Origin of the sequence: Reichenbachiella ulvae, from assembly GCF_025833875.1 — a bacterium.
Lineage (GTDB): Bacteria > Bacteroidota > Bacteroidia > Cytophagales > Cyclobacteriaceae > Reichenbachiella > Reichenbachiella ulvae.
This window is the reverse complement of record NZ_JAOYOD010000001.1, coordinates 3,517,559-3,539,810: the sequence shown is the minus strand read 5'-3', so window position 1 is coordinate 3,539,810 and position 22,252 is coordinate 3,517,559. Positions and strand designations below refer to the sequence as shown.

At 43.1% G+C, this 22,252-nt stretch carries 22 protein-coding genes; 8 read left to right on the top strand and 14 right to left on the bottom strand.

The features are described from left to right. The first annotated feature begins 25 nt into the window (after positions 1-25). Complete coding sequence (locus tag N7U62_RS14205) at positions 26-1,156, top strand: sulfotransferase family protein (protein ID WP_264138649.1); 1,131 nt, start codon at positions 26-28, stop codon at positions 1,154-1,156. Here the strand turns inward: N7U62_RS14205 and N7U62_RS14200 are convergent, their stop codons facing one another. The 6 genes from N7U62_RS14200 to N7U62_RS14175 are packed head-to-tail and all read right to left on the bottom strand — an operon-like array spanning position 1,157 to position 7,349. Beyond that, the gene (locus tag N7U62_RS14200; protein ID WP_264138648.1) at positions 1,157-2,584 is read right to left on the bottom strand and encodes a class I adenylate-forming enzyme family protein; all 1,428 of its coding nucleotides are present in this window, start codon (positions 2,582-2,584) and stop codon (positions 1,157-1,159) included. A gap of 51 nt (positions 2,585-2,635) precedes the next feature. Further along, entirely contained in the window at positions 2,636-3,793 is a 1,158-nt protein-coding gene (locus N7U62_RS14195) for an FAD-dependent oxidoreductase (RefSeq protein WP_264138647.1), read from the bottom strand. Continuing rightward, positions 3,786-5,060, bottom strand: a complete 1,275-nt coding sequence (locus N7U62_RS14190; protein WP_264138646.1) for a condensation domain-containing protein — start codon at positions 5,058-5,060, stop codon at positions 3,786-3,788. The genes N7U62_RS14195 and N7U62_RS14190 overlap by 8 nt, the downstream gene beginning before the upstream one ends. Then, the gene (locus tag N7U62_RS14185) at positions 5,061-5,315 is read right to left on the bottom strand and encodes an acyl carrier protein (protein WP_264138645.1); all 255 of its coding nucleotides are present in this window, start codon (positions 5,313-5,315) and stop codon (positions 5,061-5,063) included. Between the two features lie 10 nt (positions 5,316-5,325). Next, positions 5,326-6,609, bottom strand: coding sequence for an ABC transporter permease (locus N7U62_RS14180; protein ID WP_264138644.1), 1,284 nt, complete (start codon positions 6,607-6,609; stop codon positions 5,326-5,328). After that, a complete protein-coding gene (locus N7U62_RS14175) occupies positions 6,606-7,349 on the bottom strand; it encodes an ABC transporter ATP-binding protein (RefSeq protein ID WP_264138643.1) in 744 nt (247 codons plus the stop codon). Before N7U62_RS14175 ends, N7U62_RS14180 begins: the two co-directional genes overlap by 4 nt. Positions 7,350-7,439: 90 nt before the next feature. Between N7U62_RS14175 and crtD the strand changes: the two genes are divergently transcribed. The 3 genes from crtD to N7U62_RS14160 all read left to right on the top strand — a co-directional run bounded on the left by crtD (position 7,440) and on the right by N7U62_RS14160 (position 10,846). Continuing rightward, positions 7,440-8,945: a 1-hydroxycarotenoid 3,4-desaturase CrtD gene (crtD, locus tag N7U62_RS14170; RefSeq protein ID WP_264138642.1), complete on the top strand. Its 1,506-nt coding sequence runs from the start codon at positions 7,440-7,442 to the stop codon at positions 8,943-8,945. 96 nt (positions 8,946-9,041) lie between these two features. Next, complete coding sequence (gene gcvT, locus N7U62_RS14165; RefSeq protein ID WP_264138641.1) at positions 9,042-10,130, top strand: glycine cleavage system aminomethyltransferase GcvT; 1,089 nt, start codon at positions 9,042-9,044, stop codon at positions 10,128-10,130. Positions 10,131-10,135: 5 nt separating this feature from the next. After that, complete coding sequence (locus N7U62_RS14160; protein WP_264138640.1) at positions 10,136-10,846, top strand: 2-phosphosulfolactate phosphatase; 711 nt, start codon at positions 10,136-10,138, stop codon at positions 10,844-10,846. On the opposite strand, the gene N7U62_RS14155 is transcribed toward N7U62_RS14160, so the two are convergent. Then, a complete protein-coding gene (locus tag N7U62_RS14155) occupies positions 10,835-11,062 on the bottom strand; it encodes a hypothetical protein (RefSeq protein WP_264138639.1) in 228 nt (75 codons plus the stop codon). The two genes, N7U62_RS14160 and N7U62_RS14155, sit on opposite strands and share 12 nt — an antisense overlap. A gap of 145 nt (positions 11,063-11,207) precedes the next feature. On the opposite strand from N7U62_RS14155, the gene N7U62_RS14150 reads away from it, so the two are divergent. Beyond that, complete coding sequence (locus N7U62_RS14150; protein ID WP_264138638.1) at positions 11,208-11,594, top strand: DUF4783 domain-containing protein; 387 nt, start codon at positions 11,208-11,210, stop codon at positions 11,592-11,594. 119 nt (positions 11,595-11,713) lie between these two features. Then, on the top strand, positions 11,714-11,923 hold the full coding sequence (locus N7U62_RS14145; RefSeq protein ID WP_264138637.1) for a hypothetical protein: 210 nt from the start codon (positions 11,714-11,716) through the stop codon (positions 11,921-11,923). Positions 11,924-12,085: 162 nt separating this feature from the next. On the opposite strand, the gene N7U62_RS14140 is transcribed toward N7U62_RS14145, so the two are convergent. The 5 genes from N7U62_RS14140 to N7U62_RS14120 form a co-directional block, all read right to left on the bottom strand. After that, on the bottom strand, positions 12,086-13,084 hold the full coding sequence (locus N7U62_RS14140; RefSeq protein ID WP_264138636.1) for a glycosyltransferase family 2 protein: 999 nt from the start codon (positions 13,082-13,084) through the stop codon (positions 12,086-12,088). A 27-nt stretch (positions 13,085-13,111) separates the two neighbouring features. Continuing rightward, complete coding sequence (locus tag N7U62_RS14135) at positions 13,112-13,963, bottom strand: hypothetical protein (RefSeq protein WP_264138635.1); 852 nt, start codon at positions 13,961-13,963, stop codon at positions 13,112-13,114. 25 nt (positions 13,964-13,988) lie between these two features. Continuing rightward, positions 13,989-15,332, bottom strand: coding sequence for a deoxyguanosinetriphosphate triphosphohydrolase (locus N7U62_RS14130; RefSeq protein ID WP_264138634.1), 1,344 nt, complete (start codon positions 15,330-15,332; stop codon positions 13,989-13,991). A 10-nt stretch (positions 15,333-15,342) separates the two neighbouring features. Then, the gene (locus tag N7U62_RS14125) at positions 15,343-16,095 is read right to left on the bottom strand and encodes an SDR family NAD(P)-dependent oxidoreductase (RefSeq protein WP_264138633.1); all 753 of its coding nucleotides are present in this window, start codon (positions 16,093-16,095) and stop codon (positions 15,343-15,345) included. An 86-nt stretch (positions 16,096-16,181) separates the two neighbouring features. Continuing rightward, a complete protein-coding gene (locus N7U62_RS14120) occupies positions 16,182-17,723 on the bottom strand; it encodes an SDR family NAD(P)-dependent oxidoreductase (RefSeq protein WP_264138632.1) in 1,542 nt (513 codons plus the stop codon). A 191-nt stretch (positions 17,724-17,914) separates the two neighbouring features. Here N7U62_RS14120 and N7U62_RS14115 point away from each other — a divergent pair, with 191 nt between their 5' ends. Beyond that, positions 17,915-19,714 (top strand): DUF885 domain-containing protein, encoded by a 1,800-nt coding sequence (locus tag N7U62_RS14115; RefSeq protein WP_264138631.1) that lies wholly within the window; start codon positions 17,915-17,917, stop codon positions 19,712-19,714. Between the two features lie 33 nt (positions 19,715-19,747). Here N7U62_RS14115 and N7U62_RS14110 read toward each other — a convergent pair whose 3' ends face one another. Together N7U62_RS14110 and N7U62_RS14105 are read right to left on the bottom strand one after the other, a co-directional pair. Next, positions 19,748-21,016: a sterol desaturase family protein gene (locus N7U62_RS14110; protein WP_264138630.1), complete on the bottom strand. Its 1,269-nt coding sequence runs from the start codon at positions 21,014-21,016 to the stop codon at positions 19,748-19,750. 89 nt (positions 21,017-21,105) lie between these two features. Beyond that, positions 21,106-21,540, bottom strand: a complete 435-nt coding sequence (locus tag N7U62_RS14105; RefSeq protein WP_264138629.1) for an SRPBCC domain-containing protein — start codon at positions 21,538-21,540, stop codon at positions 21,106-21,108. 241 nt (positions 21,541-21,781) lie between these two features. Between N7U62_RS14105 and rimP the strand changes: the two genes are divergently transcribed. After that, positions 21,782-22,252, top strand: coding sequence for a ribosome maturation factor RimP (gene rimP / locus N7U62_RS14100; protein ID WP_264138628.1), 471 nt, complete (start codon positions 21,782-21,784; stop codon positions 22,250-22,252).

The window sequence follows — 22,252 nt, the reverse complement described above, 5'->3', positions numbered from 1 at the left end:
ATTAGTTTTGTCAAAAATAGAGCCGATGAGAATCAAACACAGCTTTCTGGACTACCTCAATATCTTTAAGCACACCGCATTGGGGGTGAGTTTTCCTGTTTGGATTCAGATACTGGTTCAGCATCGCTTTGCGATTGGCTGGCGCTTTCTTCCCAAAGCAATGTTTATCACAGCGACCTCTATTGTAAATATACCTTTTCAACTGATTGAATATTTTCTTTATCACAAAAAAATCAAAGCTACGGTTGTCAAAAGGCCTATTTTCATTTTGGGGCATCCCAGGAGTGGCACTACCTATCTACACTATCTGATCAGTGCTGACCCGAACCTGGCATTTTGCACCACCAACGACGCGATTGTTCCTCATCTGATGCTAACTACTGGGCGCATTACTGAGAAAATATTGGATCGGTTCATGCCCGCCACACGCCCACAGGACAATGTGAAAGCGGGTGCGAAGATGCCAAAGGAAGAAGAGTTTGCTTTGGCCAATACCAGTAGTTCTTCTTTTATGCATGGGTTCTATTTTCCCAGGGATTTGAAAAAGGTATTTGATCGCGATGTGCTTTTTAATTCTGGTGATCAAAAGGTGAAAAAAAGATGGCAAAGAGATTTTCACTATTTCATCCAGAAGCTGACTTACAAGAACAAAGGCAAGCAACTTGTGCTAAAAAGTCCAGCCAATACAGGACGACTCAAGGAAATCTATGAGCTCTACCCTGATGCTATTTTTATCCATATCCATCGGGATCCCTATGCAGTCTACCAGTCCAATGCCGTTCTGTATGATAAGGTGCTTCCGATACTGGATTTGCAGCATGTAGATAGAGAGTCGATCTCCGATTTTATCATAGCATCCTTTCGTACGATGTATGAGAAATATCTGAAGGATAAGACATTGATTCCCCCTGCTCAAATTAGGGAATTGCGGTATGAAGATTTTGTAAAAGACCCTTTGGATTGTTTGGATAAATGCTATCAGGAGCTAGGAATAGGTGATTTCGAAAAGGTAAGGACTTACATTGAGAGTGAAGTGAAGGAGTTTGGTGATTACAAGAAAAACAAACATCAGGAGCTTACAAAGGACATTCGAGATCGAATTGAGAAGGAGTGGGCTTTCTTTTTTGAAGAGTATGAATATAACAGAGCGAATTAATTAGACTCTCTTAATCTTTCCACTTGCAGTCATTTCTATTTGCTCTAGTTGGATGATTTTTTGCGGCACTTTGTAGGGGGATAGAGATTGCCTGCAGTGTTTAATCAGTACTTCTTGACTGATTTCTTCCTCCGCAGTGATTTCTGCAACGACCACCTCGCCGGTTAGAGGGTGAGGTTGGCCAAACACTTTGGATAGCTTGATTTCTGGGAATTGGTTAATGACTTCCTCTACTTCATTAGGGAACACCTTGTTGCCGTGAACGATGATCACATTCTTTTCCCTTCCTCTGATAGTAATGGTTCCTTTCTCATCCTGGCTTGCGAGATCTCCAGTTAAGAAAAAACCATCTGCGAGTATCTCATTCTTCTGTCGTGGAGATTTAAGATATCCCTCAAACATACCCGGTCCCTTGATGGCCAGCCTACCTGTTTCTCCTGATTTTACCTCAGCGTTTTCCTCATCAAGAATTTTCACTTCATAAGATGGAAGTACCTGACCGACTGCATCTGGATGAGCTTTTGGGTCTACGGTGTTGATAATAGGAAGCCCAATTTCGATGATGCCAAAGGCCTGCTCTACATCGATCTGATATTTATCTTGAAAGGATTCGCAGATCGCTCGTGACGCACCAGTTGTTGTGGAGATCACTCTTTTGAGGCTACCAATATTAGTTTCACCTTCATAAGCAGCCAGTAACTTGAGATGCATCGGTGCGCAGTAAAAGAAATTGGCTTGATGTTTTTGGATACTAGAGATGATGTCTTCGGCTAAGAAGTCATTGTTGATGATAATAGTGGCACCCCTATGAATGTACAAGACAATAGAAACAATGAAATGATAGGCCATAGGAAATACCCATAGCACCCTTGTGTCTGTGCCTATTTGGAGATTTTGGTTGGCTGCTTCTATTCGATCGATGGCCGCACGGTGATTGATCACTACTCCTTTGGCTTGGCCAGTAGTTCCAGAAGTGAATCTCATAAAGGCAGCTTCTGGAAAAGGCTGAAGCAAATTTGAGTCACTATACACTGTAGATGCTAGGTGAAAAACCTTGTTTAAAGCCTCTGATTCTAACTTTAAGGGAAGGAGCATTTTTTGATGGCTGGAAAGAACAAAGGTCAATTCCGCCTCATTTATAGATTGGAGTATTTCCTGCGCTTTTTGCTTATGGAAAATAGGCATAGCAACAGCACCTGTTGCAATGATGGCATAGAGGCCGATGATAAAGTGTCGGTTGTTTTCTGTAAGTAAACCTACAGATTGCCCCATTTTGAGGCCTGAATCCACTAGACTTTGCTTTAGCGCGTTGACTTCATTCAGTAGTTGTGCATAGCTCAATTCGCCCATTTCATCTATGAGGGCAATTTGGTCAGGGTGCTCTTGAGCGCTCTGAATAAGGGATTCAAAAACCTCTAATTTTTTCATGTTGAGTGGCAAAAATAAGCAACTCCCCTTTATCCAAAAATGATGTTGGATTTATATCCTGGCTGCCAATCTCCCTGCTTCATAGCCGCTTTGAATACAAGTACCGATGACTCTCGCGCTGGCTATGGCCTCATCAGTTGCGGAGATGTTTTTTCCACCAAAAAATAAATTTTTACAGTTGGTAGATTGTAAACAATCCAATGGGATTTCATAGTAATCATGGTTTGCTATGAAGCTAAGACTGACGCGCTTGGCATCTTTCCAGTCTTCAATGGGCCATGTTCCTATGATTTTTCTTTCCTCTGCCCATTTTTTCCCTTCTAACACATCTTTTTTGGTCAGAACATATTTCCCTTTGGAGCGCTGTTGGATTCGGATGCCTGCTTCCGGATAGATAAAGTCTAGCTCAGCGGAATGGATGCTGGGCACTTTCCTTTTAAGTAGATCAAAAGTATCGATGGACAACTTACGTCCAGTTTGGTTTAAAGCCTCTCGATCTGTCTCATCAGTGATGGTGACAGGTAGAGTCAGCTTCAGATCTGCTTGCCCATTTTGAAGAGAACCAGGTATCAGACTCACATGCCTTACTTTTTTTGATTGAGTGGTAATGGCTTTTTGAATGGCAAAATTGACGGAAAACTCATTTTCCGAATGAATGTCTTTGATCCGAAATACCTGAGAGGCCATTTGATATTGTTCAGATTTTAGCATCTCCAGACCTGCCAAATCAGAAATGACAGCACGACCACTACAGTCTACAAAAGCCTTTCCTTCAAGGCAGAGAGCTTCTCCTTTCCAGTTGCATTCAATGCTTGTGATTTGATCTTCAGAAAGTTGAACATGGTTTACTTCACAGTTTGAGTACAAGGTTACCCCATGAATTTCAAGTAAATCATAGAGATAGTTTGACAAGGATTTGATCTGATAAGGAATAACTACTAGTCCCTGATGGTAATCAAAAGGTTTTGCCTTCATTCCTTCCAGGAATTGCAGGAGGAATGGATGTTGGATAGCCTTAAAATCATTTTCTTCTGCATAATAATAGGCTCCACATATGGTGCCTACATTGCTGTGAATCGCATTTCCTCCTATGGCTTCTTTGCTTTCAATTAATGCAACAGAAGCCTGGTTTTTTGCAGCTGCTATGGCCGCACAAATCCCAGAAATACCTCCACCGATTACGATTACATCTACCGAAGTTTTATCCATCACCCTTTACCAATTCCCTTTTGAGTTGTGCTTCCAGGCCTTGAAATTCCTCGTCGCTCAGGGCCTGAGTGTGGTACAATATCATCAATTTTAGCGAACCATGAAAACGCATAAAGGCAAAGGTCAGCCCTGGAGGATAGGCATTGGCGGGAAGACTGATGGCATTGGTGATGGGATGACCAAAAAGTTGATCCAATTCCTTCGGGTGATCCGCTGCTACGGTAAACAAGAAACTGGCGATGGAATTGCCACCTCTGCGCTTGACTAAATAATAATACAACCCAAGAGGCAGCCACTTCATGAAATCCATGAGATGATTATAGGAAAGATGAGACTTGTGTCTGATCTGATCCATCATTTGCTCGTTGATGCTGGCAACACAGCTTTTGAGGCTGATCATAGCCTCTTTTTTGAGTCGATAAAACAGAAAAGATAGCCTGTTGCCAATGATAGGGCCAGTGGCGCCTTTCTTTCTATTGTCTCTTGGGACTGGGATCCAAAAGTTGTTTATAACTGATTTTCTTTTGTCCAGCACATCTGCAACCGCACGTGTGCAGCAGGCCAAATAATAGGCACTTCTTCCAAAACGAGCGCCATTGTGCAAAGCAGATTGGTCGATGCTTTTGGTTTCTTCTTCATCGAAACTTAGGATGACGCACCTTTCTTTTGAGTCCCTGGCCAGATGTTTGGGACTGATCATGGTAAGGATAGGCCTGGAACTGTAGTCTATGAAAAATTTAGACTTGGTGGCTCTCCAGAATGTGCGCAGATTGTATTTTGGTTTTTCATAGTTCAGAAGCAGGTTTTCGTCAAAAGTGACATTTTCATCAAAAAGCTGCTTGAGAAAAAGAGTGGCGCCATAGCCATCCATCAACAGGTGATTCCAACTGAGGATTAGGCTCCATCGGTCTTCAACTCTCCGAATCAAATGGCAAGCCAGAAACTGTTGTCCTCTGCTTAGTTCATGGTTTTTCACCTCCTCAGGAATCAAAGAGGAACTCTCAATGAGAGCCACAGGAATACTGAGAGCTCCTTCCGAATAATGCCATTTGGGAATATGGAGCGCTTGGGCTTTTTCGTGTTGAAATCGACTGAGAACCTGAAAGTATGGGTTAGATCGAATTTTCTGGAGCGTTTCTTCTGGGTCTAAGTTGCCTTCTATATCCAGTACATAGTGGCAAATATTGCCAGAGATGGCTTTTTCATTGTATTGTTTCTCTAAAGCAAGTAGAAAGGTGTCAAATCCGGTCAGAGGAAAACTACGCATCTAGTTTAAGGTTTGAATGGCGCAGTGTGCCAGGCTTTGTACGCTCTTAAAATTTTGGGGAAGCATGTCTTTTTCAGGGATACTTACCCCATGTTTTCTCTCCAAAAATAAAACGAGCTCCACCACTGAGAATGAATCAATACCCAATTCGCTGAGTGTACTTTCTTCATTCATCTCTATCGAAGCGTCCAAAATTTCATCCTTGATGTAGTTGATTAGGTCTTTTTTAATTTGTTCTTCCGTCACTTTTCCCATCTCTGCACTATTAGGCCATCCGTCTTTTTACTTTGTGAAAGTAGTAAGAAAGCAAAACGGATGAAACAAAAAACAAGGTCAATTTAAGCACCTGCCACTGAATGTCCTGCCAACCTCCCCCTTTGATGAACAATTCATAATAGCCTTTCAAAGCCCAATTGAGTGGTGAGATATTGGCGATCTGCTGCATGTGCTCTGGCATGATGTTCAATGGGACCCAAATCCCACCCAGGGCAGACATGATTAGGACGCTGATACCACCGAATATGGCCGACTGCTGAGGAGTATCGAATACAGTGCCGATTAAGAATCCATAGCCTACCGCCGTGACCGATACGGCAAGGGTAAGTAGCGTAAGCGCCCCAATGTTTTCGCCAATGTAGAGAACTGGAAGCCCAAGTGCAGGCAGCAAGAATTTTCCTAATGCCAGAACGATCAGAAACTGGATAATGGCAATGCCTATGTAGGTGATGATTTTTCCTGATAGAATGCTCAGATAGGATCCCGGAAAGGTATGCATCCGAACATAAACCCCTGTGGTTCTTTCACTGATGATACTGCCAGCCAGAGGCAGTACGATGAAGAAAATGGAAAAAATAGCCCAGGCTGGTACATTGTGCTGAACGGCATTCGGGACATAACCCGAATTTTCATCTGTAGCTGCACTACTTTCTTGAAAGACAAAGAAATCATCGTCGGGGAAATTGACTTGATTCGTAGAGCCTATCACACCGTTGATTTTTTGCGTTACGATCTGAAAGAAAACTTTTGTTTTGATACTGGCGACTACTTCTTTGAGCCCGCTGGACATGGCCATGACGAAAGATTGTCTGGCTAATGGATCGGTGATGATTTCGAATTCTATCTGGCGAAAAGCTTGCTCCATGTTGATGACTGAGTCTCCATTCAGGTAGCTGTCCATCATTTGTCCCAGGTCGTTTCGTAGTTTGTCAGTCGCACCTGAAGGAATGATGAGTGCGATGAGATATTCGCCCTGGAGGACACTTTCTCTGACCTTTTTTGTTTCGCTGAATCGTTCGCCATGATCGACTGTCAGGTCGCACATGGGATTATCTGCAAAACCTTTCTCAATGGCATAGCCCAGACTGTCCTGATCATGATTGACCAGCAGAACTGGGATGCCAGATTCATTCAGGCTTTTATACGCTTCGTTCTGAATCAGGGTCATGAGTACTACCAATAGCATCGGCATGATAAACAGCACAGTGATCCCTGTTCTGTCCTTTGCCAGCAGTTGCAGTTCTTTGATCCATGTGGCTATGAGACGTTTCATCCGATTGCCTTGCCAGTTAGTTGAACAAAGAGATCTTCCAGATTTTGTGCATTACTTTCTTGAACAAGAGCAGCCGGTTGCCCCGTCTGGATAATCTGACCTTGATCGATAATCGCCACACGGTCACAAAACTGCTCGGCTTCTTCCATATGGTGGGAAGTATAAATGATGGTCATTTTTTCATCCCGGTTGATTTTTTTTAACATCTCCAGTATCCCTCGTCTGGCATGTACATCTACACCCACAGTGGGTTCATCCAGTAGCAAGATTTTTGGTTGGTGTAAAATGCCGCCAATCAAATTGATTTTTCGTTTCATGCCGCCAGAGTACTTTTTTACAGCAGATTTTCTATTGGTATCAAAGCCAAAGGCGTCCAGGCATTCATCGACTCTGATGGTTAGATTCTTTCCACTTAGCCCATACATCCTACCAATGAATCTTAAATTTTCTTCACCTGAGAGTGTAGGGTATAGGGCGATTTCCTGTGGCACAACCCCGATCATTTGTTTGATCTGACTCAGGTGCGTGTGTATCGATAGTCCATGGATGCGAATCTCGCCACCAGTTGGGTGAATCAATCCACAAAGACTGGAGAAAAAAGTGGTTTTACCGGCACCATTAGGGCCCAATAGTCCGAATACTTCCCCTTCATTCACATCCAGAGATACACGATCCAGAGCCAAAGAAGCACTCTTTGGGTATTGCTTGGAGAGATTCTGAATAGAAATACTGACAGACATAAGCTTTTGAGTTTGCAGCACGAACTTAACAAAATCGATGTTGATATTCTCTATGTGATCCGTTTTTGAACTACTAGGAACTCCCGAAGAATGATTGCAAATTTGCCAGAGAGACTTAGAATGGGAGACAAGCAAAAATGTGTGGTAATAGGAGCGGGTATTGCCGGACTGGCAGCCGCTATCCGAATGAAAGCCCGAGGCTATGAAGTGGAGGTCTATGAGGCCGCTCCAACTCCGGGAGGTAAAATGCGGCAGAAATACGCCAATGACTTTAGGTTCGATATGGGGCCTTCTATCGTTACTTTGCCACATTTGATTGATGAATTGTTCGAGTTGCATGGCAAAGACCCCCGAGCTTATTTTTCCTATTCTTTATTAGAGAAACCTTTCAAATTCTTTTTCGAAGATGGTACGTTAATACAGGCCTATAGCGATACTGAAAAATTCGGTGAGGAGATAGAGAATAAAACGGAGGATACGAAAAAGCGATTTAAGAAGTACCTGAAAAACATTCGTAAGAAATACACGATTACTCGTCCAGTTTTTATCGAGCGATCGATCCACAGAGTCAAAGACATGCTCCACCACAATGTGGTTTTGGGTTTGATTCGTTTCAGTAAAATCGAGGCGTTCAAGACCATGGACAAGGCCAACCGAAACCATTTTAAAGATTCCAGAATGGTGAGGATGTTTAATAACTACGCTACCTATGTAGGCTCCAACCCCTTCGTGGCTCCAGCTACTCTCAATGTGATTCAACATCTCGAGCTCAGCCTTGGAATGTATATGCCTGACAAAGGGATTTATTCCATTGTGGAGGCACTTTTCAAGCTGGCAGAAGACGTGGGAATCAGGTTTTATTTCAATTCCAGAGTGGAGAGAATCCTGGCTGAACAAACCAAAGCGCATGGTGTTTTGGTCAATGGACATAATGTGGAAGCTGATTTGGTAGTGAGTAATATGGACGTCTATCTGACCTACCAGCATTTGCTTCCAGACTGGACTCCCCCTCAGCATGTCATCAATCAACCCAAATCCAGTTCTGCAGTGGCTTTTTTCTGGGGAATGGATCGCTCTTTTGAGCAGTTGGGCGTGCACAATATGCTTTATACCGAAGACCAAAAGGAAGAGTTTCGAGCCATTTATTCAGATCAGAATATCAGCTCAGATCCTTCACTCTATCTGTATATTTCTTCCAAGCACGTTCCCGCCGATGCTCCTAAGGGCAAAGAAAACTGGTTCGTGCTTATCACAGCACCCAACAATCAGGGGCAGCATTGGGACGAGATAGTGGAAGAAACCAGAAAGACTGCCATTTCAAAGATCAGCCGTATGTTGGGGGAAGATATAGAAGACCATATAGAATATGAAGACCATATCGATCCACAAAAGATCGAGGCGGATCTACTAGGCGCCTACGGTTCTATATATGGCAATAGCTCCAATAGCATGTTTGCTGCTTTTTTGCGACATGCGAACTTTTCCCGTCAAATCGAAAGACTGTATTTTGTAGGAGGCAGTGTGCATCCTGGGGCAGGTATCCCGATGTGCCTCAATTCTGCCAAGATCATGGAGCAAGTGCTTCGGGACAAGTAAGGGATTTCGCTATTCTTCCTCTATTCGGTTTGTGAATTCTATTAGATTTGCGGGACATTAACCCTCCTGATTCGTTCAGGACCAAATTTGACAACAATGGATGCAAAAAACATCACTTTAAATGACCTGCATGTTTCCCTCGGAGGAAAAATGGTGCCATTCGCTGGCTTCAACATGCCAGTGAGATATAGCTCAGACAAGGCCGAACACATCTGCGTGAGAGAGGCAGTCGGTGTATTTGACGTATCGCACATGGGAGAGTTTTTCCTCGAAGGCCCTGAGGCATTGGATCTGATTCAGCGAGTGACCAGCAACGATGCTTCTAAAATTATCGATGGGCAAGCGCAGTATTCTTGTTTACCCAATGACAAAGGAGGAATCGTCGATGATTTGTTGGTCTATAGATTTAGCGATGAAAAGTACCTTTTGGTAGTGAACGCATCCAATATAGAAAAAGACTGGAACTGGATCAGCCAGTTCAACGACAAGGGAGTCAAAATGACGAACGTGTCGGATGAGTATTCTCTTTTTGCTGTCCAGGGACCAAAAGCGGTAGGTGCGCTGCAAAAAATCACCGATGTGGATTTGTCTTCCATTAAATTTTATCATTTCACAGAAGGCAGTATCGGTGGAGTAGAAGATGTGATTATTTCTGCTACAGGATATACTGGTGCGGGAGGTTTTGAACTTTATGTAAAAAATGAAGATGCCGAAAAGCTTTGGAATGCTGTATTCGCGGCAGGCGAAGAATTCGGGATTCAACCCATCGGACTAGGTGCCAGAGATACGCTGAGACTGGAAATGGGTTTTTGCCTTTATGGCAATGACATTGACGATACGACCTCACCACTCGAAGCAGGTCTAGGTTGGATTACTAAATTTACCAAGGATTTTACCAATAGTGAAGCCTTGCTCAAGCAAAAGGAGGAAGGCGTTTCTAAAAAGCTAGTAGGATTCGTGATGGAAGACAAAGGGATTCCAAGAGGTGGCTATGAAATCGCAGATGCAGATGGCCATGTCATCGGCCATGTGACTTCAGGTACGATGTCTCCCTCCATGAATAAAGGTATTGGTTTAGGATATGTTCAGATGGGACACCATACAGCGGATACTGAGATTTTTATTCAAGTGAGAAATAAGTCTCTGAAAGCCATAGTAACAAAATTGCCATTATATAAAAACTGAGAATTTTGAGTAAGACGATTGACGTATGTCTATCTCCCCAACTGATAGACTTGTATGATCTTGAAGGTAAAATAGTGGTGGTCGTGGATATTCTTCGCGCCACCTCTGTGATGACTACAGCCTTTGCCCATGGTGCCAGGGAGATTATTCCAGTGGAGAAATTAGAAGTGGCTAGGGAATACCTCTCTAAAGACGGTTATCTCTGCGCAGCAGAAAGAGGAGGCGAACAAATTGAAGGTTTTCCTCTCGACAACTCTCCATTTAGTTATATGGACGGAGTGGTGCAGGATCGATCTGTAGTGATCACCACGACCAATGGTACCGTAGCGATTGAGCGATCTATGGTGGCAGACGAGGTGCTCATTGGTTCTTTTCTCAATCTATCTAGTGTGGCAGAGTACATCCAATTGCAAAACAAGGATGTCATCGTACACTGTGCAGGATGGAAAGGCAAAACCAACATGGAGGACACTTTATTTGCTGGAGCGTTGGTGGAAAAGCTGAAGATGTCGCATGAATTGGGTTGTGATACGCCTCACATGGCATTGAAATATTGGGAAAGTGTGAAAGACAACCTCACGGAGACGGTAGAGTCATCTGCACATGCCAGACGTCTGAATCGCTTGAACATCAAAGAAGATATCGCCTATTGTTTGCGCATAGACGAGTATCAAGTTGTCCCAAAAATGATAGGAGATAGGCTGCTACTCGTCTGATGGACCTTTTGACCCTGGCTTGCCTTTCCCCAGTCCACTGGTGATCACGTGAGCCGCGGTTGAACATCCAAAGACCACTATTAGTAGCATCAAAATATATTCTGCGATCTCTGGGATTTCGCCAGTCACCCCACGGATGACCAAAACGCCTACTCCCATAAAAACGATAATTACTCCTCCCGTAAAGGATAGGATGCCTACTAGTTTCTCAATCATAAAGCCTAAATTCAGTGGTTTCTTTAAATTTAGGGCTTCTTATTGCCATTCTGAAGTGATGGTTAAAATCTTTGAGCTTACCCTTAGATTCAATTGTTTCTGTGATTCCGATGGATTGGCATTATATTAGCTATTGAAACTAATTATGATGAAACAACTGTTTGCCATACTATCCATATTTTTCATTGCACAGGTAGCGATGGGTCAGGAGACTACAGAGAATGTAGAACAGGCCTTCAATGCCGGTAGTGCGAAAGAACTCATTAAATATTTTAACCAGGTAACTGAAGTTAAAATCAATGATGTTGGAGCGAATTATAGTAAGGCGCAGGCCGAGCCGCTATTGAGAGATTTTTTCAAACAAAATCCTCCAGCGAGTTTCGAATATATTCATAGAGGCACTTCGCCAGAAGGTTTGAAATATAACATCGCCTTGTATTCTAGCCGTAGCAAGACTTATCGTGTCGTGCTACTGCTCAAAAAAGTCAATGACCAGTATGTGGTCGATACAATCAATTTTAGTGAGGACTGATAGACTTTAAAATCCTGCCACTTTTCTTTAAAATCCTGACATGGCAGGATTTTAAAGTTTTTTGTCAGGATTTTAAAGTCAGGCTTTTCTTAGTTTGAGTCAAATCAAACGAAAAAGCCATGAATGTTATTTGGTACAATACAGATAGTAAGTCTTATCACTATGGTTGCTCTGAAGAGTTTGTCAAAGCAGTAAGCAAATCGGGTAATCCATCGGCTCTTAAAATAGTGATGAAGTTTAACAACGCATCGAACCGCCTGGTTCAAAAGGTGCTGAATCAACTGAATCTTGTAAATCAAAAAATGGAGAAGTCTGTAGAGATATTTTGATTCTTCGACTTCAAGGAAATTGAAAAAGACGCTTTCTCAGGATGTGCTATTCAAAATGGTAGTTGTCCGGATTAACCTAACCCAATATTTGAAAGGTCTTTTTCTCGTAGCTAATCCCCTGTAGAAGATAGGGAAACCTAGCTGACTAAACCCTGGCGCCTGTCAGGGTTTTTTTGTGTCGAAAAAAAAAGACGGAAAGGCCTTTCTTTCCTTTCTTCCAAGGAGGCCAATGAGAATGCTTGATTTCAAAAAACCATATCCGTATCCCAGAAGCTGAATCCAGGCAGCCGGCACTGCCATCAAAGCTACTTTGAGAGAATTGCGGGAAAGTGCATCTACGAAAAGTAAGGTTGAATAAACAAGAAGAAGTAGGTAAAGCCACGGTGTCCAAACAAACCCAAGTGCTAGCAACCCTACCACTCCTAAAAGAAATAATGTAGGTAAGAAATAAACGAGCTTTTTGGTGTCGGGGTACCACTGATTCAAAATCACACGTACAACACCAAATTTGTAAACCTGCTTGACAAAGCAAGAAAAATCGATTCTGCGTTTGTGATAGACAAAGACCTCAGGCAGCAACATTGATTTGAAACCGGCTTTCATGATACGGAAACTAAGGTCAGGGTCTTCACCGGGGTGTATGTCTGAAAAACCGCCTACTTGTTGATAGACTTCTTTTTTTAGCCCCATATTGAAGCTCCTTGGCTGATAGGTGTCCAGTTGTTTTTTTCCACCTCTTATTCCTCCAGTCGTAAAGAAGGAGGTCATTGCGTAGTTGATGGCTTTTTGTGTATCGGAGAAGGATTCATGCGCGGCATCTGGTCCTCCGAATACATCAGGATCATGTTTCTCAATTCCCTGATCCAATTGATCAAAATATCCCGCTGGGATGAGGCAATCAGAATCGAAAAAAAGCAAATAATCGCCCTGTGCTTTTTCCATTCCGAAGTTTCTGCTGTCGCCGGGACCACTGTTTGCCTTAAAGTAATATTGGATATTAAGGCTGTAATTATCAACTAAGTGATCACTCTTTTCTGTTGAGCCATCTTCAACGATGACAATTTCAAGATCTGGACGTTTCTGTACTTCCAGGCTATCCAGAAGCTCCTCCATTTCTTGAGGTCGATTGAATACGGGTACAATGACGGAATATTTGATCACGAATGAATGCTTTGGGCAAATGTAAGACTAAAGGTTCTTTAAAGAATGGATGGCCGTTTCGTAAAATTTCTGAATCACACGAATCTGATCCTGAATCAGATCTTGCCCCACCAGTTTGGAATAAGGCAGGACGGCTCCTATCCAATTGTTTTCATGCCAGTGCCCGAGTGTTTCGGATATGTCTGGTAGTTCCTTGACGGGGTAGGGCCAGGGAGCTACATAAAAGTAAGGTTCGTCATAATCCTGATCTCCAGGAGACATTCCCACGCCGATTTTTTTTGAAGTGTCTTGATCACCTGTGTCAAGCAAAATGACAGATCCTGCGATATCAAAGTGGTGGGGCCAGCACTTGACCTTACTCACTTTTTTTTCTTCCTGAGCCAGTATGTAATGAATCATTAGGTTGGCATTGTGATAGAGTCGGCTCAATTCGTGGCTGGCCTGTTCGCTCTTCACACCAAAGGTATGTCCCAAATTGTCCGCATAATCCGGTAGTTCGTAGGGGTAATTGAGGTTGATTTTGGAGAAATCTACACCCAGCTGGACCAGTTCTTTTTCCAGCCACACCATCACGTCTTTTTGCTTGCTGCCTTGCATGGATATGGAAGAGAGCGTTTTAAAGTTTTCGTCCACCAGATAGACCATAAAGTCATAAAGACTGATAGAAGACCGGAAGGTGATGTTGCCCTCGATCCATCGACCTACTAGTCGCTGGAGTTTGGCATCCCACTCCAGATTGGCATATTCATCTATTTCGCTCTCAGGTAAGAAGGCGCGACCAACAGCTGCCACATTTTGTATGGCCTGATGGCTTTGCTCTTTGGCTTCTCTGATGCTTTCTAAGCTTGGATAGGTGAATTTTTGCCATTTTAAATTCATATAAGCGTAAGGGTTTTGCCTGATTTCAATTTAAGTCAATTCCTTTTAAAATCCTGAAAAGTTTGATTGCAGATCCGTCGGTCATGCCCGAAACATAATCTGTGATAAGTAGCATGGATTGATAGGGGCTTTTGGCTTCATGATCTAGCCTGTAGACGATGTCTTCAGGGAGTAGCCTGAAAATACTCTTGTGCTTACCAGAGTAAGAGGCTTGGTCGTAGTATTTGAAATAAACAGCCAGAATGAAGGATTCGAGCAGTCCGTCTATGACTTCAAATCCCGCAGCTTCTTTTTCCAGAACCTGACGACTCTGATAAAGGTTCTTGATAGAGAACTTGCTGATCTCTTCTAATATGTCAGCAGAAGGGATCAGGTCTGTGATTGCCTGATCGAATTGACCGGCCAGCATCGCTTCTTCATTTTGCAAAAAGACCTGTGTGCTTTCTTCGATCAGGGTGTGAATCGCTACCGCACGAAGGACACCGATTTTTTCTTTGTCACTTGGGATTTTTTCTAGTTTAGCTGGCTGAAACTTTTCTTTGAGAATCGATGCTAAGAAATTTTTGGTTTGTTCGAAGCTGACCAATCCCAAACCAAATCCATCTTCCAGGTCTATGATGCTATAGCAGATGTCATCGGCTGCCTCTACCAGAAAGGCCAGTGGATGACGTGTCCAAACTTTTTCCGCCACTTGAAGCAGGCCTAAATCCTGAGCCATGTCTTCGAAAATCTCTGCTTCGGACTGAAAATACCCGTATTTTTTTTGGCTCTTTTTCTTTTTGTCTCTTTGCTCAAATGCCGAATAACATGGGTATTTGGTAAAGGCCGCCAAAGTGGCCAGAGTTAGCTTGAGGCCCTGTCGCTGGTTTCTGGTCAATAGACGAAACCCCTGAGCGTTTCCTTCAAAATCAGTCAGGTCTGCCCATTCTTCAGGGCGCATGGATTGTTTCAGTTGATCGGAAATGGGATGATGCTGAAAGATGTCAGAAATAGCCGTCTCGCCTGAATGGCCGAAAGGGGGATTTCCCACGTCGTGGGCCAAAGCAGCAGCTCCCACTACTGCTCCGAAATCTCCTGGAGTCAAATGATCCAATTCGGGGTATTTTTCGAGCAGTGCAGCGCCTGCGTTTTTGCCTAAAGATCTGCCTACACTTGAAACTTCGAGACTATGAGTTAATCGTGTGTGGACGAAATCCTGATCAGGTAGAGGGAATACTTGTGTTTTGTCTTGCAGGTTTCTGAAGGGACGACTGAAAATGATGCGGTCATAGTCCACCTCAAATTCACTTCTCAGTTTTTGAGAAGAGAAAGCATCGGTTTTCTTCTTTTCTCCTAAACGCTGCACCGACATCAGTGCCTTCCAGTTCATTTGGCTCATTCTAGTTGTTTTTGTGGACTTTGGTGGCGCTTGCTTGCGAGCGAGCCAGAACAGTGACGTCTGCTAAGTTGACGTGGGCTGGACGTGTCACGGCAAACTGCACCACATCAGCAATGTCTTCAGCAAGCAAAGGCTCCATTCCTTTGTATACAGATTCGGCTTGATCTTCATCTCCTTTGAATCGCACCATTGAAAATTCGGTATTGACCAATCCAGGATTGACTGACATCGCGCGGATGTTGTGCTGCACGAGTTCCTGGCGCATGCTTTTGGTCAGTGCATCTACCCCAAATTTAGAGGCGCAGTAGACATTGCCATTTTCATAGGCTTCTTTTCCGGCGATGGAAGAGATATTCACTACATCACCGATTTTTCTTTCTACCATTCCGGGCAGGATGGCTCTAGTGACATAGAGCAAGCCTTTCAGGTTGGAGTCAATCATGGCCTCCCAGTCATTGACATCTCCTTCGTGCAAAGGAGCTCTGCCGTGGGCATTGCCTGCATTGTTGACCAAGGTGTGTATCTTTTGCCATTCTGTTGGCAGGCTTTCTATGGCCGCATCAACTTCTGCTTTACTTCCTACATCAAAGGTCAGGATCTGAACCTCTGTTTTTGCAGAAAGCTCATTTTTTAATTCTTGAAGTCGCTCGATTCTTCTTCCGCAGATGATCAAAGCAAAATGCTCCGCTAAAGAGCGTGCAATAGCTTGTCCAATACCTGAGCTCGCGCCGGTGATAAAAGCAATTTTTTGCATGTTTGAGTTTAATGACTAGTTAGCCCCGAAGATAATAATTATTAGAATGAGTTCTAATTCCCACCCTGATTCCAATGACTATTCGACTACCAATCTATCGGTCGATAATCCTTCAGGAACTTACCACACCAGTGTTTCCCAGTGTTGATTCCGTCGAATAAGGGATCCAAAACACGAGCTGCTCCATCTACGATGTCCAATGGTGGTTGGAAGTCATGAATTTCCTGCTTGCGTTTGGCCAGTTCGATTGGATCTTCATCCGTCACCCATCCGGTATCTACCGCATTGGTATAGATGCCGTACTTCGCAAAATCGCTGGCAGATGTATGTGTCATCATATTCAGGGCAGCTTTGGCCATATTGGTGTGAGGGTGACGATCCTCCTTGTGGAATCGATGGAATTTGCCCTCCATGGCCGATACATTTATGATGTGCTTCATGCCTGTGTCTTCTTTCTTCATCAGGTTGACCAGTCGGTTGGTCAGGACGAAAGGTGCAACAGAGTTGACCAACTGAACCTCCAGCATTTCTGTAGTATTGATTTCTCCAAGTTTCAGTCGCCAGCTATTGGTTTTGCGGAGATCCACTTGCTGCAGATCTGCATCCAGTTTTCCTTCTGGGAAAATTTCTTCTGCAGTCAGCGAGTTATCAATAGAATAAGGAATCTGTGAGAGTTTAGCCGAGGCACTTAGCCCGATCCCCAATTGTTTTCCATGCCAGGACACGGGCAGGTTTTTGTTCTCGCCGAATCCCTGGCTCAAAGTTCTTAGTTCTGTCAAACAAGCTTCATGATCAGCCAAAAGGGATCTTGCCATGCCTGGCAGTTCATCAAAGCTTTTTTCTTCATTTGGCATTAGGTGTTTGTAGAAGCCGGCAGGTCGTCTTACTGTTTGGGCCGCGTTGTTGATCAACACATCCAGGCGTTCATATTTTTGCTCGATAAAGTTGCAGAAAATCTCCACACTTGGGATGTGTCTTAGATCCAATCCGTGAATTTTCAGGCGGTCGCTCCATTCGTGATAATCTTCCTCTTTGGCAAAACGGAGGGCCGAGTCTACAGGGAATCGAGTGGTAGCTATGACCGTAGCGCCAGCTCGCAGCATCATCAAGGTGATGTGATAGCCAATCTTTAGGCGAGAGCCCGTGACTAGAGCCACTTGATCTGTCATATCAGCGGTTTGGAAGCGCTTCGCATAGTTAAAATCGCCACATTCTTTACACATCGTGTCATAAAAATGATGGATGCGATCATAGACTTTTTTGCAGACGTAGCAGTTTCGTGGGGATTCGAGTTTTACTTCTTTTTCGGCCTCTTCGCCTGTCAGGGCAATCATTTTGGGAGCCTCGAAAATCAACGCTTCACGAGCACTTCGGATCCCCGTGTTTTTACGAGCATGTTTGTCTCTTTCTGCAATTTTTCGCTTCTCTGCTTTTTTTGCTTCTTTTTTTCTTCTCAGGAATTCTTCTCTACTCGGACGTGAAAGCACGCCAGCTGCCATGATCAGTGCCAATCTTTTATCCTTGGGGATTTCAAATATTTGGTTGGTGTCGGCATTTAGCGATTCTAAAATGGCAATGCATTTTTCTATTTCCTCTAAACTGATTTTTTCTTCTTCTTGCTTTTTCACGCTAGTGATTGAATTTGAGGCTGCAAAAGTAGGTATTCTGAATGAGGCAGGAATCATAGCCAGGCCAAATTGTTTGATACAGCAGCATGGGTTTCTCACCATCAATCCACTCTTTTTTACCGTTTGTCAAAGCCTGGATGCTATTCCTACTTACTCCTTTTATTTTGGTGATTGAAACAACATCTATGGATATGAAAAAATTATTTTTAGGTTTCGCATCAATCCTATTTTTAGCGATTGCCTGCGAGCCAACCAAGGAGCCCATTGATCACAATGCCAAATTGGAAGCCTTTTTTGAGAAGACTTTCGAACAGAGGATTCAAAGATCACCAGAATTCCAGACCAGATTGGGTCGAAAGACCAACCAGGATAAATGGGATGATTATTCTGCTGCTTTTGAAAAGGAAGGTTTAGAAATCACCAAAAAAAATCTGAAATGGATTCAGGATTCTATCGATTACAGCTTGCTGTCGAAAGATAATAAGGTGAGTTATGATTTGTTTGTGAGTCAGGCTGAGAATAAAATAGCTGATTTCAAATATCGATTGTACAGCTATCCAGTCAATCAAATGTTTGGTCTGCACTCTTCTGTGCCAAGTTTTCTTATCAATATGCACAGAATAGATTCTATCGCGGATGCTAAAAATTATTTGGCTAGAGTAGAGGCCTTGCCGGCTCTTTTTGATCAATTGATAGTCAATCTCAAGGAGAGAGAGGACAAAGGAATCGTTCCTCCAAAATTTGTTTTTGGTCGTGTGATTGATGATTGTAAAAACATCATCTCTGGTCAACCGCTGACGGAGGAAGGAACAAATTCGATCTATGAAGATTTAGCCAGCAAGGTAGATGCACTGGATATCAGTGATAAGGAAAAGGAAGGTTTGAAAGCGGACATGACAGAGGCGTTACAGGCCAAGGCTAAACCAGCCTATGAGTCCTTAATTGTTTTCCTGACTGAACAAGAAGGTAGAGCGACCACTGATCATGGCGCCTGGAAGTTTCCTGAAGGGGAGGCATTCTACCAAAATGCCTTGAATAGAACTACTACGACTAGCTTGACCTCAGATGAGATCCACGAGATTGGATTGAAAGAGGTGGCCAGGATCCATGGCGAGATGAAAGATATCATGAAGCAAGTTGGGTTCGAAGGAGAGTTAAAGGACTTTTTCACTTTCTTGAAAGAGGACGAGCAGTTTTATTATCCTAACACGGACGAAGCAAAAGAAGAGTATCTGGATTCGGCTAAAAGTATAATCAACAACATGAAATCCAGATTGGACGAATTGTTTCTGACCAAGCCAAAGGCAGACATGATAGTAAGAAGAGTAGAATCTTTCCGAGAGAAATCGGCAGGTAAGGCTTTTTATCAGCGTCCGGCCAAGGATGGCAGCCGACCGGGGATTTACTATGCGAATCTTTACAATTCGAAGAATATGCCAAAGTTCGAAATGGAGGCATTGGCTTATCATGAAGGGATACCTGGTCACCACATGCAAATGAGTATTGCGCAAGAATTGGAAGGGATTCCTGAGTTTAGAAAGTTTTCTCGCTATACCGCTTATTCTGAAGGCTGGGGATTGTACTGTGAACAAATCCCAAAGGAAATGGGCTTGTATGCCGATCCATATTCAGACTATGGGAGATTAGCTATGGAGCTTTGGAGAGCTTGTAGACTGGTAGTAGATACTGGGATTCATGGTAAGAAGTGGACAAGAGAAGAGGGTATCGCCTATTATCAGAACAACACCTCTGGGTCGGAGAGAGAATGTGTGAGAATGTTAGAGCGACACATCGTGATGCCTTCGCAAGCGACTGCTTACAAGATCGGGATGATGAAGATTTTGGAACTGAGAACCAAGGCACTGGAGCAGCTAGGCGACAAGTTTGATATACGAGAATATCACGATGTGGTCTTAACCAACGGATTGGTTCCATTGGATTTGCTAGAAAAACTAGTTGACGAATGGGTGGCTTCTAAAAGCGCTGCATAGTTAGATTAAAGATCTTTATATGAGTTAGCCGTCCTAAGCCGCTGGGGTAAGGGACGGCTTTTTTATTTCGCGGGATGAGAGGAAAGCTGCCATGATCAATGAAAGAATAAAATATACAGAAATGATGATGTTGCCATATGGTATGTAATGGCTAAGTCCAAACCAATCACCTGAACTCCAAATCCAATACAACGCAGCAGCGCACTTGATCAATTCTATCCAAATGGCAGACCGGTTCAAATCCATCAAAGATGTGTAGGAAAAGACATGAATCGCGATGAATGCCCCATACAAGAAAAGCATCGGGAAGCCTATTGCTACAAAATTGATCAGCATGAAAAGCAATAATGCTAATGTGATACCCAATTGGATCCATGACCAGATGTGAAACAATGCTGAGGCAGGCGTGTCATATTTGACCTGATCTTCAGGATTGTCGATTACTTCAATGGGGTACTTGATTGCGACATCAGTGGGTCTCCAGCCTGTAGGTCTAAACCATATGGTGAATTTGGCATTCCAGTCTTTGGTTCGCCAGGCGTCCTTGATAAGAATCCACAGATGCTGAAAATTGATGATGATGGGATTCCAGGTTTTTGCTGGCTTCTTAATGCCATAGACACAAGGCTCCTCATCTAATTCTTCTTGAAAAGTGCCAAATAGTCTATCCCACCAGGGGAAAATCTGCCCAAGGTTTTTGTCTAAATATATCTTGTTGATGGCATGATGGACCCTGTGCTGGGAGGGTGTCACAATCAGGTATTCCAGCCAACCGAGTTTAGGGATATGACGTGTGTGATACCAAAATTGGAGAAATAAATGCAAGGGGCCGATGGTGGCTATCACCTTGGGAGGCATACCCAGCAAGGCTGCGGGGATGAGCAGAAAGGCGGATAGGCTAAAAAAATTGGAAATGGTTTGTCTTAGAGCACAGGCCAGGTTGAATTCTTCGCTGCTGTGATGGACTACGTGTTCGTTCCAAAAGTAGTTGATGTGATGAGATAGGTAGTGTTTGGTGTATCCTGCCAAATCGATCAAAACAAAGCTGATCACATAAACGAGCCAGGTAGCTTCGATATGGATAATGGCGATATGCTCTTGCATCCAGGTATATCCTACGATGACCAGTGTTAATCCCAGAATGTCCTTGAGCAAGTTGGTAATGCCAGAACTGATGCTGGCGATAGTGTCAAAACTTCGTAAGGTTTGTTTTTTGATGGCCCAACCGTAAAGGGCCTCGATGGCCATCAGAACCATAAAAGAAGGGATGGCTATGAGTAATACCTGGGCGTATGTCTCCATAAATCATGCTGCTTAGTATTCAAAAATAGAGCAGCATGGATGAAATGAAAAGAATCGACTGAAATATTATGCGTGCATAATAACTAATCTCAAATCACAAGACATTCGGATTGTTCTTTGAATGCCTGATTGAATTTTTGAAAAGCAGCGATGGTGTCTTTTTCGATTTTTCGAATGATGGGTCGGCTAAATATGCCAGAAAATCTCTCACCATGTGTAAGACGCGTTAGACTCTCTCCTTCAGGATGAAAATGAAAATAGTGATTGCCTGAGAAGATTCTCCTATGAGCTAGATTGCCCGTCCATTCTATGATTCTTTCTTCTTCCAGTTTAGTGATTTTGGGCTTGAAGGTTGACGTTTTGTCATTCAATATGATTTTTACTGTCAATTTCTCACCTAGTTCAGGAGTTCCTTTTATGTCAATGACATGGTTCCATTCTTTGTATGCATCAAATGCTATGAAGGTTTTCCAGACCACTTCGATCGGGGCTTCTATGATAATTTCGGTTTCAATCTGTTTCATTTTCTGATGCGTTTTCTTCTGGCAGATAAATCAATATACGTGCCATTATCTCAAGGTTTCATTTTTTGTCTCCTCTCTTTACTCTATAGTCATTCGATTGGTCACTTTTATTACAAGTTACCTTATTTCATTTGAGAGATATAATTTGCTTTCACCGATTATTCACCTATTTTTGCATCGAAATACCGTTTTCAAGAAAAGAGGGGACAAAGAGTCCCCTCTCTTTTTATACTGTAAGTAAGTGAGTGAAATCGTAAAACATATCGAATCCTGGACGCTGGAGTCCATTGCTGATCAGTCAGATCTCTTTTTGGTAGATATTATCAAGAAAGGAAACTCTGATACTGGGAAGATTATTGTGCTTCTGGATGGGGATCAAGGTGTGCCGATTGACAAGTGTGTGGAGGTAAGTCGAAACATTTCTCGTCGTATCGATGAGGAGTTGGACTTGCAAGACCCGTTGACTTTGGAGGTTTCTTCTCCGGGATTGGATCATCCACTGAAGTTGCATCGCCAATATCAAAAGAATGTTGGTAAGCAGTTGAGGGTAACAATGGATGATAAATCACTGGTAGAAGGTGAATTGCTATCCGTATCAGAAGATACAGTTGTGATCAAGGAGCTGAAGGATAAAAAGAAGAAAATCTTTGAAGAGCGGGAGATTAAGTTTAGTGATATAAATAAAACTATTGTTCTAGTTTCATTCAAATAA

What these genes read in the sequence shown, in the direction of transcription:
- N7U62_RS14205 (WP_264138649.1), top strand. Translation starts at nt 26, where the DNA reads ATGAGAATCAAACACAGCTTTCTGGACTACCTCAATATCTTTAAGCAC.
- N7U62_RS14200 (WP_264138648.1), bottom strand. Translation starts at nt 2,584, where the DNA reads ATGAAAAAATTAGAGGTTTTTGAATCCCTTATTCAGAGCGCTCAAGAG.
- N7U62_RS14195 (WP_264138647.1), bottom strand. Translation starts at nt 3,793, where the DNA reads ATGGATAAAACTTCGGTAGATGTAATCGTAATCGGTGGAGGTATTTCT.
- N7U62_RS14190 (WP_264138646.1), bottom strand. Translation starts at nt 5,060, where the DNA reads ATGCGTAGTTTTCCTCTGACCGGATTTGACACCTTTCTACTTGCTTTA.
- N7U62_RS14185 (WP_264138645.1), bottom strand. Translation starts at nt 5,315, where the DNA reads ATGGGAAAAGTGACGGAAGAACAAATTAAAAAAGACCTAATCAACTAC.
- N7U62_RS14180 (WP_264138644.1), bottom strand. Translation starts at nt 6,609, where the DNA reads ATGAAACGTCTCATAGCCACATGGATCAAAGAACTGCAACTGCTGGCA.
- N7U62_RS14175 (WP_264138643.1), bottom strand. Translation starts at nt 7,349, where the DNA reads ATGTCTGTCAGTATTTCTATTCAGAATCTCTCCAAGCAATACCCAAAG.
- crtD (WP_264138642.1), top strand. Translation starts at nt 7,440, where the DNA reads ATGATTGCAAATTTGCCAGAGAGACTTAGAATGGGAGACAAGCAAAAA.
- gcvT (WP_264138641.1), top strand. Translation starts at nt 9,042, where the DNA reads ATGGATGCAAAAAACATCACTTTAAATGACCTGCATGTTTCCCTCGGA.
- N7U62_RS14155 (WP_264138639.1), bottom strand. Translation starts at nt 11,062, where the DNA reads ATGATTGAGAAACTAGTAGGCATCCTATCCTTTACGGGAGGAGTAATT.
- N7U62_RS14150 (WP_264138638.1), top strand. Translation starts at nt 11,208, where the DNA reads ATGATGAAACAACTGTTTGCCATACTATCCATATTTTTCATTGCACAG.
- N7U62_RS14145 (WP_264138637.1), top strand. Translation starts at nt 11,714, where the DNA reads ATGAATGTTATTTGGTACAATACAGATAGTAAGTCTTATCACTATGGT.
- N7U62_RS14135 (WP_264138635.1), bottom strand. Translation starts at nt 13,963, where the DNA reads ATGAATTTAAAATGGCAAAAATTCACCTATCCAAGCTTAGAAAGCATC.
- N7U62_RS14130 (WP_264138634.1), bottom strand. Translation starts at nt 15,332, where the DNA reads ATGAACTGGAAGGCACTGATGTCGGTGCAGCGTTTAGGAGAAAAGAAG.
- N7U62_RS14125 (WP_264138633.1), bottom strand. Translation starts at nt 16,095, where the DNA reads ATGCAAAAAATTGCTTTTATCACCGGCGCGAGCTCAGGTATTGGACAA.
- N7U62_RS14115 (WP_264138631.1), top strand. Translation starts at nt 17,915, where the DNA reads ATGAAAAAATTATTTTTAGGTTTCGCATCAATCCTATTTTTAGCGATT.
- N7U62_RS14110 (WP_264138630.1), bottom strand. Translation starts at nt 21,016, where the DNA reads ATGGAGACATACGCCCAGGTATTACTCATAGCCATCCCTTCTTTTATG.
- N7U62_RS14105 (WP_264138629.1), bottom strand. Translation starts at nt 21,540, where the DNA reads ATGAAACAGATTGAAACCGAAATTATCATAGAAGCCCCGATCGAAGTG.